General features: G+C 68.5%; 11 protein-coding genes. 7 read left to right on the top strand and 4 right to left on the bottom strand.

Annotated features, from left to right (window positions below; all coding sequences use genetic code 11):
• Positions 1-7: 7 nt before the first annotated feature.
• Genes gspN through ABID97_RS06935 form a run of 5 tightly spaced genes read left to right on the top strand, consistent with a single transcriptional unit; the run spans position 8 to position 6757 of the window.
• The gene (gspN, locus tag ABID97_RS06955) at positions 8-808 is read left to right on the top strand and encodes a type II secretion system protein N (RefSeq protein ID WP_354397797.1); all 801 of its coding nucleotides are present in this window, start codon (positions 8-10) and stop codon (positions 806-808) included.
• 2 nt (positions 809-810) lie between these two features.
• Entirely contained in the window at positions 811-3141 is a 2331-nt protein-coding gene (gspD, locus tag ABID97_RS06950; RefSeq protein ID WP_354397796.1) for a type II secretion system secretin GspD, read from the top strand.
• A 47-nt stretch (positions 3142-3188) separates the two neighbouring features.
• Positions 3189-4580: a GspE/PulE family protein gene (locus ABID97_RS06945; protein ID WP_354397795.1), complete on the top strand. Its 1392-nt coding sequence runs from the start codon at positions 3189-3191 to the stop codon at positions 4578-4580.
• 18 nt (positions 4581-4598) lie between these two features.
• Positions 4599-5834, top strand: coding sequence for a type II secretion system inner membrane protein GspF (gspF, locus tag ABID97_RS06940; RefSeq protein ID WP_354397794.1), 1236 nt, complete (start codon positions 4599-4601; stop codon positions 5832-5834).
• A gap of 23 nt (positions 5835-5857) precedes the next feature.
• Complete coding sequence (locus tag ABID97_RS06935) at positions 5858-6757, top strand: 5'-nucleotidase (RefSeq protein WP_354397793.1); 900 nt, start codon at positions 5858-5860, stop codon at positions 6755-6757.
• 5 nt (positions 6758-6762) lie between these two features.
• On the opposite strand, the gene ABID97_RS06930 is transcribed toward ABID97_RS06935, so the two are convergent.
• Positions 6763-8028 carry an MFS transporter gene (locus ABID97_RS06930; protein WP_354397792.1) on the bottom strand — a complete coding sequence of 422 codons (1266 nt, stop codon included), beginning with the start codon at positions 8026-8028 and terminating at the stop codon, positions 6763-6765.
• 453 nt (positions 8029-8481) lie between these two features.
• On the opposite strand from ABID97_RS06930, the gene ABID97_RS06925 reads away from it, so the two are divergent.
• Complete coding sequence (locus tag ABID97_RS06925; protein WP_354397791.1) at positions 8482-10266, top strand: ABC transporter ATP-binding protein/permease; 1785 nt, start codon at positions 8482-8484, stop codon at positions 10264-10266.
• Here the strand turns inward: ABID97_RS06925 and queC are convergent.
• Complete coding sequence (gene queC, locus ABID97_RS06920) at positions 10263-10967, bottom strand: 7-cyano-7-deazaguanine synthase QueC (protein WP_503012755.1); 705 nt, start codon at positions 10965-10967, stop codon at positions 10263-10265. The genes ABID97_RS06925 and queC overlap by 4 nt on opposite strands.
• 162 nt (positions 10968-11129) lie before the next feature.
• On the opposite strand from queC, the gene ABID97_RS06915 reads away from it, so the two are divergent.
• Positions 11130-12233, top strand: coding sequence for an acyltransferase family protein (locus ABID97_RS06915; RefSeq protein ID WP_354397790.1), 1104 nt, complete (start codon positions 11130-11132; stop codon positions 12231-12233).
• A 19-nt stretch (positions 12234-12252) separates the two neighbouring features.
• Here ABID97_RS06915 and ABID97_RS06910 read toward each other — a convergent pair whose 3' ends face one another.
• Positions 12253-12741 (bottom strand): cyanophycin metabolism-associated DUF1854 family protein, encoded by a 489-nt coding sequence (locus ABID97_RS06910; protein WP_354397789.1) that lies wholly within the window; start codon positions 12739-12741, stop codon positions 12253-12255.
• Positions 12741-15017, bottom strand: a complete 2277-nt coding sequence (locus tag ABID97_RS06905) for a cyanophycin metabolism-associated ABC transporter (protein ID WP_354397788.1) — start codon at positions 15015-15017, stop codon at positions 12741-12743. Before ABID97_RS06905 ends, ABID97_RS06910 begins: the two co-directional genes overlap by 1 nt.
• Between the last annotated feature and the right edge of the window lie 11 nt (positions 15018-15028).

Below are 15028 nucleotides of genomic sequence, written 5' to 3'. Positions count from 1 at the left end.
CACACCCATGGTGACGCGCACCGCCCTTTCCGATTCCGCGGCGAACCAAGGCTGGCGCTGGGCCCTGCTCGGTGTCGTGATTGGCGCGCTGATCGCGCTCGTGCTGTTCGCGCCCGCCCGCTGGCTCGCCGCGGGGCTGTCGAGCTGGAGCCAGGGCCGGTTGCTGCTCGTCAATCCGCGCGGCACGGTCTGGAACGGCGCGGCGGTGGTGGTTCTTGCAAGCGGTGCCGGCGGCACCGAGGCGGTGTCCCTGCCCGGCGCGCTCAACTGGCGCATGCGGCCCACCTGGAGCGGCATGTTCGCCATGCTCGACCTGCCCTGCTGCACGGCCCGGCCGCTCCAGCTCAGGGCCAGCCCACGCGCCGATGGCATGCAGCTGCAGTGGGGCGACGGCAGTTCGCGCTGGCCCGCCACCTTGCTGGCCGGCCTGGGCGCGCCGTGGAACACGCTCAAGCTCGAAGGCACGCTCGATCTTTCCACCAAGGCCCTGTCGATGCAATGGAACGGCCCCGTGCTGCGCATTGCCGGCCAGGCCACGCTCGATGCCACCGACGTATCGTCCAGCCTGTCGACCCTGAAGCCAATGGGCAGCTACCGCCTCACGCTCGAAGGCGGCAGCCGGCCCAGCCTGCTGCTGAGCACGCGCGAAGGCAGCCTGCAGTTGAATGGCAGCGGCAGCTGGAACGGCACCGCCTTCCGCTTCAACGGCGAGGCCAGCGCCGCCCCCGGCCGCGAAGACGCACTTTCCAATTTGTTGAACATCATCGGACGGCGCGAGAACGCGCGTTCGATCATCACCCTGGGTTGATCATGAAGAAGCCACTGACCTCGCAGCACGGCAGCCGCCCCGGCATCGTTGCGCTTGCCGCGCAGATGCTGATTGCCGCCGCCTTCATGCAGGCCGTTGCGCCCGCGTTCGCGCAGGCCGGCGGACCGGACGCGCCGCGCCGGGGCGAACCCATCACGCTCAACTTCGCCAACGCCGACATCGAAGCCGTGGCCCGCACCATGGCCGTGGTCACCGGCCGCGATGTGGTGGTCGATCCGCGCGTCAAGGGCACGATGAACCTCGTCACCGACCGCGCCATCGCACCGGCCGCGGCGTTCAACCAGTTCGCCTCCGCGCTGCGGCTGCAGGGCTTTGCCGTGGTGGAGGCCGAGGGCCTCTACAAGGTGGTGCCCGAAGCCGACGCCAAGCTGCAGACCCAGACCGTCAACACCGCGACGCCCAGCGCGGGCTCGGTGGCCGGCAACCAGATCGTCACGCAGATCTTCAGGCTCAACTACGAATCGCCGAACAGCCTGCTGCCGGTGCTGCGCCCGCTCATTCCGCCCAACAACACCATCAACGTGAACCCGGGCAACAACTCGCTCGTGATCACCGACTACGCCGACAACATGCGCCGGCTGGCGCGCATCATCGCGGCGCTCGACGTGCCCAACGCGTCGGACATCGAGGTGATTCCGCTCAAGCACTCGATTGCCACCGACATGCTGCCGCTGATCACCCGGCTGGTCGATGGCAGCGGCTCGGGCGCAACACCCGGGGCCGCCGCGCCGGGCGTGGCCGATGCGTCGTTCCGCACCACCTTGCTGGCCGACCCGCGCAGCAACGCGCTGATCCTGCGCGCGGCCAATCCGGCGCGGGCCGCACTGGTGCGCACGCTGGTCCAGAAGCTCGACCGCGCCCCCGCCGAGACCAGCAACGGCGCGGCCGGCAACATCTACGTGGTCTACCTGAAGAACGCAGATGCCGTACGCCTTGCGGCCACGCTGCGCGCCGCCATGGCCGCGAACCAGCTGCCAGGCACGCCGGGCGTGCCCGGCGCCGCGGGTGGCGGAGGCCAGGCGCAGCAACAGCAGCAATCCAATGTCCCGCAGGCCATGTCGACCAGCTTCGGCGGGCAAGGCGGCTCGCCGGCCGCCAGTGCGCCGCTGAACAATGCCAACCAGCCCTCCACCGGCGGGCAGATCCAGGCCGACCCCTCGACCAATTCGTTGATCATCACGGCACCGGAGCCGCAATACCGGCAGATGCGCGCGGTGATCGACAAGCTCGACGGCCGGCGCGCGCAGGTCATGATCGAGGCGCTGATCGTCGAGGTCAGCGCCAAGAAGGCCGCCAACTTCGGCGTCCAGTGGCAAAGCGCGCTGGGCAACTCCGCGGTCATCGGCACCAACTCGAGCCTGGCCAGCGCCAACATCCTGGCGCTGACGCAGGCCCTGGCCACCGGCGACGTGAAGGGGGTGCGGCCGTCCACGGGCCTCAACCTCGGCATTGCCGGCAAGATCGGCGGCCAATACATCCTGGGCGCGATCGCCAACTTCTTCAACAGCGACGGCGATGCCAACGTGCTCTCGACGCCCAACCTGCTGACACTGGACAACGAAGAAGCCAAGATCGTCATCGGCCAGAACGTGCCCTTCGTCACCGGCCAATACGCCAGCAGCCTGGGCACCGGCGGCATCAACCCGTTCACCACCGTGGAGCGCAAGGACGTGGGCCTCACACTGCGCGTGCGCCCGACCATCAACGAGAACGGCACCGTGAAGATGACCATCTTCCAGGAAACCTCGACGGTCGACCAGAACACGATCAACAACTCCAACGGCCCGACCACCAACAAGCGTTCCATCGAGTCCAGTGTGCTGGTGGAAGACGGCGGCCTCGTCATGCTCGGCGGCCTGCTGTCCGACGACTACAACAACACGATCGAGAAAGTGCCGCTGGCCGGCGACATCCCGGTGCTCGGCAACCTGTTCAAGAACGAAGTGCGCTCGCGCACCAAGAGCAACCTGATGATGTTCCTGCGGCCCGCGGTCATGCGCGACGGCGCCTCCACCGAGGCCTTTGCCTACGACCGGTATGACGAGATCCGCGGCATGCAGCAGCGCGCGCAGCCGAACACCGACAACGTCATGCTGCGCGGCGTGGATGCCGCGCCGGTGCTGCCCGAGGCGCCGCTGCCCCGGTCCGTCGACCGCACGAGCAGCGGCAACGCAAGCGGCGAGCGCATCCAGGGCACCCAGCTCATTCCGCCGCCGCGCCCTCCGGCCGACACGCGCACCCTGCGCGCCAGCCCGCTGCGCGGGGCGCTGCCGCCCACCGCCGATCCGACCACCTCGCGCGAACTGCCCTGAGGCCGCGGCCCACCGCTCCGACGACCACGTACCGACCGGATCCGCCCATGCGCCACCCCTTGCCCTACGCGTTCGCACGCAGCCAGCAGCTGCTGCTCGAGGAAGCCGACGACGGCCGCCGCACGCTGTGGATGTCCAGCCATCCTTCGCGCAGCGCGCTCGGCGAAGTCACGCGCAAGTACGGGGTGCAGGCCTTCGAGGTACTGGCCGACGGGCCGCTCGCCCAGCGCATCAGCGCAGCCTATGCGCAGGGCGAATCGAGCGCCGCCGCGGTGGTGAGCGAGGTACAGGGCGATGCCGACCTGTCCCGCATGATGCAGGAGCTGCCGGCCGTCGAAGACCTGCTCGAGAGCGCGGGCGATGCGCCCATCATCCGCATGCTCAATGCGCTGCTCACGCAGGCTGCGCGCGACGGCGCGAGCGACATTCACATCGAGCCCTACGAGCGCACTTCGTCCGTGCGCTTTCGCATCGATGGCACGCTGCGCGAAGTGGTGCAGCCCAACCGCGCGCTGCACGCGGCGCTGATCTCGCGGCTGAAGATCATGGCCGATCTCGACATCTCCGAGAAGCGGCTGCCGCAGGATGGGCGCATCTCGCTGCGCATCGGCACGCGCGCGGTGGACGTGCGCGTCTCCACGCTGCCGAGCGCCCACGGCGAGCGCGCCGTGCTGCGCCTGCTGGACAAGACCGAATCGAAGCTCACGCTCGAATCCGTCGGCATGCAGGGCGACACGCTCGAGCGTTTCGAGCGCCTCATCGCGCAGCCCCACGGCATCATCCTGGTGACCGGCCCCACCGGCTCGGGCAAGACCACCACGCTGTACGCCGCGCTGGCCCGGCTCGATGCGAGCCGCAGCAACATCATGACAGTGGAAGACCCGATCGAATACGAACTGCCGGGCGTGGGCCAGACGCAGATCAACGCCAAGATCGAGCTCACCTTCGCGAAGGCCCTGCGCGCCATCCTGCGGCAGGACCCCGACGTGATCATGATCGGCGAGATCCGCGATTTCGAAACCGCGCAGATCGCCATCCAGGCCTCGCTCACCGGCCACCTCGTGCTCGCGACGCTGCACACCAACGACTCGGTCAGCGCCGTCACGCGCCTGACCGACATGGGCGTGGAGCCCTTCCTGCTCAGTTCGTCGCTCCTGGGCGTGCTCGCGCAACGCCTGGTGCGCAAGGTCTGCACGGTGTGCGGAGGCCCCGGCTGCGAGGCCTGCGGCCAGACCGGCTACCAGGGCCGCACCGGCATCTTCGAACTGCTGGTCGCCAACGACGAAGTGCAGGCGCTCATCCACGGCAAGGCGGCCGAAAGCCAGCTCTTCGAAGCGGGCGCGCGCGGCGGCCTGCGTTCGATGCGCGAGGACGGAGAACGCCTGGTGCAGGCCGGCATCACCTCGCGCGCCGAGCTGTTGCGGGTCACGCGCGAATAAATATCTTCCCGCTGCGCCATGCCCGCCTATTCCTTCGAAGCCATCGACGCCAGCGGCCAGTCGCGCGAGGGCGTGCTCGAGGCCGACACCGCGCGCAGCGCACGCAGCCTGCTGCGCGCGCAGGCGCTCATCCCGCTGTCGGTCACGCCCGTCGGCAGCAACCATGTCAACGGCACCGGCAGCGGCGGGCTGCGCCGCTGGCTCGGCGGCGGCGCCAGGATCTTCAGTTCCACCGGCCTCGCGGTCTGGACGCGGCAGCTCGCGGGCCTGGTGTCTTCTGGCCTGCCGCTCGAACGCGCATTGACCGCACTCACCGATGAAGCCGAGACCGAGCCGCAGCGCAACCTCGTCGCGTCGCTGCGCGCCGAGGTCAACGCGGGTTCGCCCTTCGCGCGTGCGCTCGCGGCCCACCCGCGCGAGTTCTCGCCCATCTACACCGCGGTGATCGGCGCGGGCGAGCAGAGCGGCAACCTCGGGCTGGTGCTCGACCGGCTCGCCGATGACTTGGAGGAACGCCAGGCGCTGCAGCAGAAGCTCATCGGCGCGGCGCTCTACCCGGCCATCGTCACCCTGGTGGCGATCGTGATCGTGATCTTCCTTGTGAGCTATGTCGTGCCGCAGGTGGCGCAGGTGTTCGCGGGCACCAAGCGCTCGCTGCCCTTTCTCACCACGGCGATGCTGTCGCTGAGCGCCGCGGTGCGCAGCTACGGCTGGTGGATGCTCGGCGGCTTGGTGGCCGTCGCCGTCGGCGTGCGGCTCGCGCTGGCGCAGGAGGCCTTCCGGCTCAAGTTCGACGCGGCCTGGCTCAAGCTGCCGCTGGTCGGCAAGCTCGCGCGCGGCTACAACGCGGCGCGCTTTGCCAGCACGCTGGCCATGCTGGCCACGGCCGGCGTGCCGATCCTGCGCGCGCTGCAGGCGGCCTCCGAAACACTGGGCAACCGCGCGATGCGAGCCGATGCCCTCGATGCGCTGGTGCTGGTGCGCGAAGGCGCACCGCTGGCCTCGGCGCTGGCGCAGAAAAAGCGCTTCCCGGGACTGGTGTCGATGTTCGCGCGGCTGGGGGAGCAGACCGGCACGCTGCCACTCATGCTGCAGCGCGCGGCCAACCAGCTGGGCGCTGAAGTGCAGCGCCGCGCGATGCACCTGGCGACCATTCTCGAACCCTTGCTGATCGTGGCCATGGGCGGCGTGGTGATGCTCATCGTGCTGGCGGTGATGCTGCCCATCATCCAGTTGAACCAGTTCGTCAAGTAACGCCTCCAGGAGCCCCGCACGCCATGCCCGTCACGCTCGAAGACAAACTCGTGGTCGCGATCTCGTCGCGCGCGCTGTTCAATCTCGAAGAAGAGAACAGGATCTTCGAGGCCGGCGACAACGAGGGCTACATGAAGCTGCAGCTCGACCGCATCGACGTGCCGGCCGCGCCGGGCATTGCCTATTCGCTGATCCGCAAGCTGCTTCGCTTCAACGACGACGGCGTGCAGCGCGTCGAGGTGGTGATCCTCTCGCGCAACGACCCGGTCTCGGGCATGCGCATCTTCCGCTCCAGCGCGGCCGCCGACATCAAGCTGCAGCGCGGCGTGTTCACGCAGGGGCGTCCGCCTTTCGGCTACCTGCGGCCGCTGCGCTCGCACCTGTTCCTGTCGGTCAATGCCGAGGACGTGCGCGAGGCCTTGGTCGCGGGCTTTCCGGCCGCACGCGTGCTGGTCGAATCGGTGAAGGCCAGCGACGCCTGGCCCAACGAAGTGCGCATTGCCTTCGACGGCGACGCGGTGCTGTTTTCCGATGAAGCCGAGCGCGTGTTCCAGGCCGAGGGGCTCGATGCCTTCCAGGCCCACGAACTCAGCAAGGCCGACCTGCCCTTGCCCGAAGGCCCGTTCAAGCCCTTGCTGTCCGCGCTGCATCGCCTGCAGATGGCCGGCAACGCGCAGATGCGCATCCGCACCGCGCTGGTCACGGCACGCAGCGCACCGGCGCACGAGCGCGCGATCCGCACCCTCATGAAGTGGAACATCCGCGTGGATGAAGCCATGTTCCTCGGCGGCCTGCCCAAGGGCGAATTTCTGCGCGAGTTCGAACCCGATTTCTTCTTCGACGACCAGACCGGCCACGTCGACGCCGCGGCACGCCACGTGCCGGCCGGCCACGTCTCCAGCGGCATCAGCAACGAGCACTGAGCCGGCTACGCCGCGGCGGTGCGAAGCCGAAGATGCCGCAGCCTGAACAGCAGCATCGCGGCGATGCTCACGTTCAGCAGGTTCCATCCGATGCCGTTCAGGAACGCCGCGTGGTAGCTGCCGGTCAGGTCGAACACCTTGCCCGACATCCAGCCGCCCAGCGCCATGCCGAAGAGCGTGAACATCAGCACCGTGCCCACCCGCCGGCCCGCCTCGGCGGGCGGAAAGTGCTCGCGCACGATGATCGCGTAGGAAGGCACGATGCCGCCCTGGAACAGGCCGAAGAGCGCCGAGATCACGTAGAGCGGCACCAGCCCGTCGAAGGGGAGGAACAGCAGCAGCGCCACGCACTGCAGCACGCCCCCCAGGAGCAGCGTGCGCAGCCCCCCGATGCGGTCGCAGATGGCGCCCGAGACCAGCCGGCTCACCACGCCGAAGGCCAGCATCAGCGACAGCATCTGCGCACCGCGCGCGGCGCCGTAGCCCAGGTCGCTGCAATAGGCCACGATGTGCACCTGCGGCATCGACATGGCAACGCAACAAGCCACGCCGGCCACGCACAGCAGGCCTTGTGCCGTGCCCATGCTGAAGCCGAACGGCCGCGTCATGTCGCGACTTCGCAGGGCGCTCGGCCCCGTGGCCGACGCCGCCCCCGAAGACTCGACTGCAATGCCCGGCGGCCGCGCCCGCATGAAGAGCGCCAGCGCCGCCATGACAAGGCCGCAGAACACGCCCATGCCGATGTAGGTCTGGCGCCAGCCGACGGACTCGATGAAATGCTGCGCGATCGGCGGCCAGATGGCGCCAGCCACGTAGTTGCCGCTCGCGCACACCGCCACGGCAATGCCGCGCCGCTTGACGAACCAGAGCGAGGTGTCGGCCACCAGCGGCGCAAAGGCTGCCGCACTGCCCAGAAGGCCGACCAGCACCGCCTGCGCCCACATGAAGGCCACGATCCCATCGGCCATGCCGCAGGCGACATAGCCGAGCCCGAGGCTCACGGCGCCCCCCAGCAACGGCCACATCACGCCGAAGCGATCGGCCAGCCGCCCCATCAGCACGCCGCCGATGCCGAAGCCCAGCATCAGCAGCGTGTAGGGCAGCGATGCATCGGCGCGCGCGACACCGAACTCGGCCTGCACGGCGGGCAGCATCACCGAGACGACGTACATGCCGCTGCTGCCGACGGTCATGATGAGCAGGGTCAGGCCGAGCCGCCACATGGCGTAGCGCGAATCGGGCTGGTGTTCGGGGCGAGGCGAAGCCTTCATTGTCTGGATTGCGCGCAGCGGGCGCCGGGAGTGTCTCCAGGTCGAGCATAGCGCTCACCTGCAGCGCTCACACCGGGAACGCGGCTTCCCCCCGCGCCGCACGGGACGCGGGAGCCCTGCCAGGCGCGCCGGGCGCCTTCAATTCGGCTGCAGTGCGTGAACCGCCGCAGCCTTCGGCATCGGGCCGCCGGGCTTGGGCTTTTCGTTGCAGCCGGCGGCCAGCAGGCCGAGGCAGAACAGAAGGACAAGGGATGTGCTTCTCATGGGCCGAGGCTACGCCGGCGCGGCCGCAGGTCAAGTCGGACGCGGCGCCGTCCTCGCTGGAGCCCGAAAGGACGGGCGGAGGATGGTGCACCGCAGCCGCCGTTTCAGCGCCGCTTAAGGCTGGCCCGCGCGAGCGGGCTACGATGCACGCGATGCGCCGACCGGCGCGCTTCGCCCGACCTCACCGCCATGGCCACTGACTCCCGCATTGCCCGGACCTTCTCGACCCTGCGGCGCATCCTTGCGCTCGCGGCGCCCTACTTCCGCTCCGAAGAAAAATGGCGGGCCCGCCTCATGCTGGCGGGCATCGTCGCGCTGAATCTCGCCTACGTCTATGCCCTGGTGCTTTTCAACCAGTGGTACGGACGCTTCTACGATGCCTTGCAGAACAAGGACGCCGGCATCTTCTGGCGCGAGGTGGGCGTGTTCGGCTGGCTGGCGTTCGCCAACATCGCGATCCAGGTGCTCAAGTTCTATGTGACCCAGCTGCTGCAGCTGCGCTGGCGTGCATGGATCACGCGCAGCTATCTGTCGCGCTGGATGGCCGACCGCACCTTCTACCACCTGGAACTGGCGCGCTATGCGCAGGACGATGGCCGCACGCCGGACAACCCTGACCAGCGCATCCAGGAAGACATGCAGATGTTCACCGACGCCACCATGACGCTGTCGATGGGCCTCTTGAACGCGGTCGTCACGCTGGTGAGCTTCGTGGGCATTCTCTGGGGCCTCTCGGGCATCGTCGATTTCACGATCGGCGGGACCACCTACCACGTGGCGGGCGCCATGGTCTGGCTGGCGCTGGTGTATTGCGTGGTCGGCACGGTCATCACGCACTACATCGGCCGGCCGCTGATCGGGCTCAACTTTCGCCAGCAGCGCTTCGAAGCCGACTTCCGGCACCACCTGGTGCGCGTGCGCGAGTACAGCGAAGCGATTGCGCTGGACCATGGCGAAAAGGTCGAGCGCGGCCAGCTCGACCTTCGCTTCGGCTCGGTGCTGCGCAACTACCTGCTTCTCATCAAGCAGCAGAAGAACCTGGTGACCTTCACCGCCTTCTTCGGACAGGCGGCGGTGATCTTTCCCTTCATCGTGGCCGCGCCGCGCTTCTTCAGCGGCGCCATCCAGCTCGGCCAGCTGATGCAGATCTCATCGGCCTTCGGCAAGGTGCAGGATTCGCTCAGCTGGTTCGTCGACAACTACGACCGCGTGGCCGTCTGGCGCGCCACCACCGACCGGCTCACCAGCTTCGACGATGCGATGCGTGCCCACGCCGCGCGCAGCCAGGAGCTCGATCGCGACGGCGCCGCGCCCTCGCTGCAGACCGGCGACCTCGCCGTGGCGCTGCCCAACGGCACGCCGCTCCTCGCGGGTGCTGCGCTGGCCGTGAAGCCCGGCGACAGCGTGCTGCTGCAAGGCCCATCGGGCAGCGGCAAGTCGACGCTGTTCCGCACCTTCGCCGGCATCTGGCCGTTCGCGCGGGGCCATGTGAAGGTGCCCGAAGGCGCGGTGTTCATGCCCCAGCGGCCCTATGTGCCCGACGGCACCCTGCGCAATGCGCTGGCCTACCCGAACCCGGCCGAGAACTACAGCGATGCCGAGCTGCGCCAGGCATTGGTCGATGCGCTGCTGCCGGGCCTGGTCGACCGGCTCGACGACAGCGATGTGTGGAGCCAGAAGCTCTCCGGCGGCGAGCAGCAGCGCCTGTCGATCGCGCGCGTGCTGCTGAAGAAACCGTCGTGGCTGTTCGCCGACGAGATCACCAGCGCGCTCGATGCCGAGGCCGAGGGCGTGCTCTACAAGCGGCTTTCCGACCGGGTGAAGGCCGCGGGCGGTGCCATGGTGTCGATCGCGCACCGCGCGGCGGTGGGCGACTTCCACAACCAGCGCTGGACCCTGGTGCCGCAGGCCGAGGGTGCGGCGGCCGGCAGCGCACGCTACCGGCTCGAGACCTTGCCGGCGCCTGCCGCCTAGGCGCCGGCGGCGTAGCGCTCCCAGCCCTTCTTGCGCAGGTCGCAGGCGGGGCATTCGCCGCAGCCGTAGCCCCAGGCCTGCCGGTGCGCGCGGTCGCCGAGGTAGCAGGTGTGGGTTTCCTCGACGATGAGGTCGACCAGCGGCTCGCCGCCCAGGCGGTGCGCCATCTGCCAGGTCTCGGCCTTGTCGATCCACATCAGCGGCGTCTCGATGACGAGGCGGCGCTCCAGGCCCAGCGACAGCGCGAGCTGCATCGCTTTCATGGTGTCGTCGCGGCAGTCGGGATAGCCAGAGAAGTCGGTCTCGCAAACGCCTGTGACGATCACCTGCAGGCCGCGCCGGTAGGCGAGCGCACCGGCCAGCGTCAGGAACAGCAGGTTGCGGCCCGGCACGAAGGTGTTGGGCAGGCCGTCGGCCTGCATCTCGAAGGCCACCTCTTCGGTCAGCGAGGAGCCGCCGAGTTGCGCCAGCGCCGCGAGCGTAAGCTCGTGGTCTTCCCCGAGGCGCGGCGCCCAGTCGGGAAAGCGCTCGCGCAGCTTCGAAAGGATGGTGCCGCGCACGTCGAGTTCGACGCGGTGCCGCTGGCCATAGTCGAAACCCAGTGTCTCGACGCGCTGGTAGCGGGAAAGCGCATCCGCGAGACAGGTGGTCGAGTCCTGGCCACCGGAGAACAGGACGAGGGCGGTGGTGTGCAGGGGCATTTCGCTTCAACGGAGGGCCGTTGCGGGTTCAAAGCGTTGATTTTCGCAGCCCGGACGCCGCGGCGTCGCGCGGGGGCAACAGCCGGGGCGGCGCGGACACGCACGGTGCACCACAAAAGTACGCCATCGGGGAGAATCCAGTTCCCCCGGAGGCCGCGACCCATGCGCGAACAAGGGCCGGTCTACGGCCTTGACGACTACCTGCAGACACGCAATTTCGCAGCGCTCGATGGCTTGCGAGCCCTGGCCGTCTTCCTCGTTTTCGGCTTTCACTTCGGCGGCCCCAAGTGGGACAGGTTCTCCGGCTGGCTGGGCGTGCATGCGTTCTTCGTGCTCTCCGGCTTCCTGATCACCACCTTGTTGCTGCGCGAGCGCGACGCCACGGGCAGGGTGTCGCTGAAGGCCTTCTACATCCGCCGCGCCGCCCGGATCCTGCCGCTCTACTTCCTGGTCTACCTGCTGGTGCTGGGCCTGAGCTACATCGCCCAGGGCACGGCGTGGGAACAGATGAAGGCGGCCACCCCGTACTACCTCACGCTGCTGAACGAGTTTGCCGGCTTCGCGCCGCTGCAGATGACCTGGACCCTGGGCGTCGAGTGGAAGTACTACCTCGTGTGGCCGGTGGTATTCGCGCTGTTCGGCTCGACCTGCGCCTCCCGCTTCGGAACCGTGGCGTGCGGCCTGACGCTGCTGGCCGCGGTCTGGACAATGGGCGCGCATCCCTCCTGGTTTTCGCCCTGGCACTACGCCGGAATGCTGGCCGGATCGGCAGTTGCCATCGCGATGCACTCGCGCCGGACGTTCGGCTGGATGCGCGTCTTCATGTCGCCGGCCGCAGCCGCCGTGGTCGCACTGGCGCTCGTCGCGGTGCACCGCAAGTCGCTCGCCCTCTCGGCCTGGCTCGGCGAGCCGCAGCTGATCGCCATCTACGTGGTGCTCGTGGCCATGCTGCTGCCCTCGCTGGTTGCAAGCACCTGGCTGCAGCGTGTGCTCTCGTCGCGCTTTCTCCTGTTCGTGGGACGCCGGTCGTATGCGATGTACCTGGTGCAGTACCTGGCCGCTCAGGCCGTGATCGGCATGTCGCCCTCCACCGTTGCCGGCCCGTTGCTGCTGTTCGCGTCCTTCGGCGTGGCGCTGGTCGCCTCCGACTTTCTCTACCGCTGGTTCGAGAAGCCCATCACCGCCTGGGGTCAGCGGCGCGCCGGGGCCGCAGCGCAGCAGGCGCCCGCACTGCCCGCCGCGGCCGGCGGCGCCGCGTCGGCCTGAAGCCGCCCTCTTCTTCCTTTTAGAGGAAGCGCTCCAGCAGCTTGCGCGAGGCGCGGTCGAGCACCTTCACGTCGGGAATGCGGAACTGCACGCCATGCGCGCTGGCGATCAGCAATGCGCCGCCTTCGAGCCGCCGGATGTCTTCCTCGGCCTTGAGCACGAAGCTGGTGTCGCCCCGGTCGGTGCCCACGGTCCAGGTGCTGGGCACGCCGAAGCTCGACACGCCATGCAGCTTCAGCAGCGTGGGGGCGAAATCGCGCACCGCGAGTTCCTGCTCGAGCAGCGTGCGGGTCTGCGCCGGCAGCGCTTCCACGCGGTCGATCCAGACCAGTTCGCGGCCCTCGCTGCCGACCAGCGAGACGCCTTCTCCGGGCGCACTGAGCGGAAAGGCCCGCACGGGCGTGACGCCCGCGTGGCGCTCGCCCCCTTCATCGGTCAGCACCAGGCGGCCGAAGCTGTCGCGTTCGAGTTCGAACACGGGCGTGGGGGTGTTGTCGTCGTTGCTCATCACGCGTCTCCCGCCGGGTGGGCTGCATGGCTGACCGGCTGCTGGGCGCCGGCACGTTCGTCGACCGCACCTTCGCTCGCCTCTTCATCGGCCTGGCGCAACTGCGCCTGGTAGAGCCGCCAATAGGCCCCCTGCCTGGCCATCAGCGCATCGTGCGGGCCCACCTCGACCACTTCGCCGCGGTCCATCACCACCAGCCGGTCGGCCTTGCGCAGCGTCGACAGGCGGTGCGCAATAGCAATGGTGGTGCGGCCCTGCACGAGGTTGTCCAGCGCCTTCTGGATCTCTTTCTCGGTCTCGGTGTCCACCGCCGAAGTCGCTTCGTCGAGGATCAATATACGCGGGTCGATCAGCAGCGCGCGCGCGATGCTGATGCGCTGGCGCTCGCCGCCCGAGAGGCCCTGGCCGCGCTCGCCCACGAGCGAGTCGTAGCCATGCGGCAGGCGCAGGATGAAGTCGTGCGCATGGGCGGCGCGCGCGGCCGCCACCACCTCCTGGCGCGTGGCGTCGGGCTTTCCGTAGGCAATGTTCTGCGCGATGGTGCCGAAGAAGAGAAACGGCTCCTGCAGCACCAGCCCGACGTGGCGCCGGTAGTCGGCCACGGCAAAGCGGCGGATGTCGGTGCCATCGACCTTGATGGCGCCGTCGGTCACGTCGTAGAAGCGGCAGATCAGGTTGACCAGCGTGCTCTTGCCCGAGCCGCTGTGGCCCACCAGGCCGATCATCTCGCCGGGCTCGATGGTGAGGTCGAGGTCGCGGATCACCGCGCGCGAACCGTAGCGAAAGCCCAGCCCGCTCATCTCGATGCGCCCCTGCACGCGCTCGACCTTCACCGGGTTGGCCGGCTCGGGCACGTTGCTCACGTGGTCGAGGATGTCGAAGATGCGCTTGGCGCCCGCCGCCGCCTTCTGCGTGACCGACACGATTCGGCTCATCGAATCGAGGCGCGTGTAGAAGCGGCCGATGTAGGCGATGAACGCCGTCAGCACGCCCACGGTGATGCTGCCGCGCGCCACCTGCCAGATGCCGAAGCCCCAGACCACGAGCAGGCCGATCTCGGTCAGCAGCGAAACGGTGGGCGTGAACAGCGACCAGGTGCGGTTGAGCTTGTCGTTCACCTGCAGGTTGTAGACGTTGGCGACGCGAAAACGCTCGGCTTCGCGGCGCTCCTGCGCAAAGGCCTTGACCACGCGGATGCCGGGAATGGTGTCGGCCAGCACGTTGGTCACCTCGGACCACACGCGATCGATCTTCTCGAAGCCGGTGCGCAGGCGGTCGCGCACCACGTGGATCATCCACGCGATGAACGGCAGCGGCACCAGGGTGACCACGGCCAGCAGCGGGTTGATGGAGACCAGGATGATCGCGGTCATCACAATCATCAGCACGTCGTTGGCAAAGTCGAGCGCGTGCAGCGAAAGGAAGACGTTGATGCGGTCGGTTTCCGAGCCGATGCGCGACATCAGGTCGCCCGTGCGCTTGCCGCCGAAATAGTCGAGCGGCAAGGTCAGCAGGTGCTCGTAGGTGGTGGTGCGCAGGTCGGCGCCGATGCGCTCCGACACCAGTGCCAGCAGGTAGGTGCGCGCCCAACCCAGGCCCCAACCGACCAGCGCCGCGCCGAGCAGGCCGCTCAGGTACAGGCCCACGCGGGACGGATCGATCTTCTGCCCGTTCTGGAACGGGATCAGGATGTCGTCCATCAGCGGAATGGTCAGGTACGGCGGCACCAGGGTCGCGGCGGTCGAGATCAGCGTCAGCAGGAATCCCGCGATCAGCTGCTTTCGATAGGGCTTGGCGAAGCGGCCGAGGCGCAGCAGCACCCAGGTAGAGGGCGGTGTCTGCAGCTCGGCATCGGCACCCGCGAGGTCGTCGGCGTCGGGCTCGGCTGTCACCTCGGCGACAGTGCCGTTTTCACGCTGGCCGAAGAGCTTGAGCAGCCGCAGCGCGGCCGGCTGGTGGGCCAAGGTGTAGCGCCAGCGCGCCAGCAGCCCCCCGGCACCCGTCAGTTCGAGCGTTGCGACGCCCGAATGGTCGCTCAAATGCAGATCCAGCGACGAATCCGATAGTGTCCACTCACACCATTGGCCGCCCGGCTGCAGCGCCAGCAAGCGCCGGTCCGTCAGCGCGAGGAGGCCAAAGGTAAACCGAAGTTCGTCGTCAAGGTCAACCGGGAATGTGACCAGAACGTTTTCCGCGGCAGCGAGCCGGCTTTTCAGTGCGTCTGAAGCCGCCTCGGTTTCGCCCTCCCGGGCGCCGACTGGATCGTGATGTTGCATTGTGTTTCTTT

This window comes from Variovorax sp. OAS795 (assembly GCF_040546685.1).
Classification (GTDB): domain Bacteria; phylum Pseudomonadota; class Gammaproteobacteria; order Burkholderiales; family Burkholderiaceae_C; genus Variovorax.
Note: the sequence above shows the minus strand (reverse complement) of the source record. Positions and strands in the feature narration are given on the sequence as shown.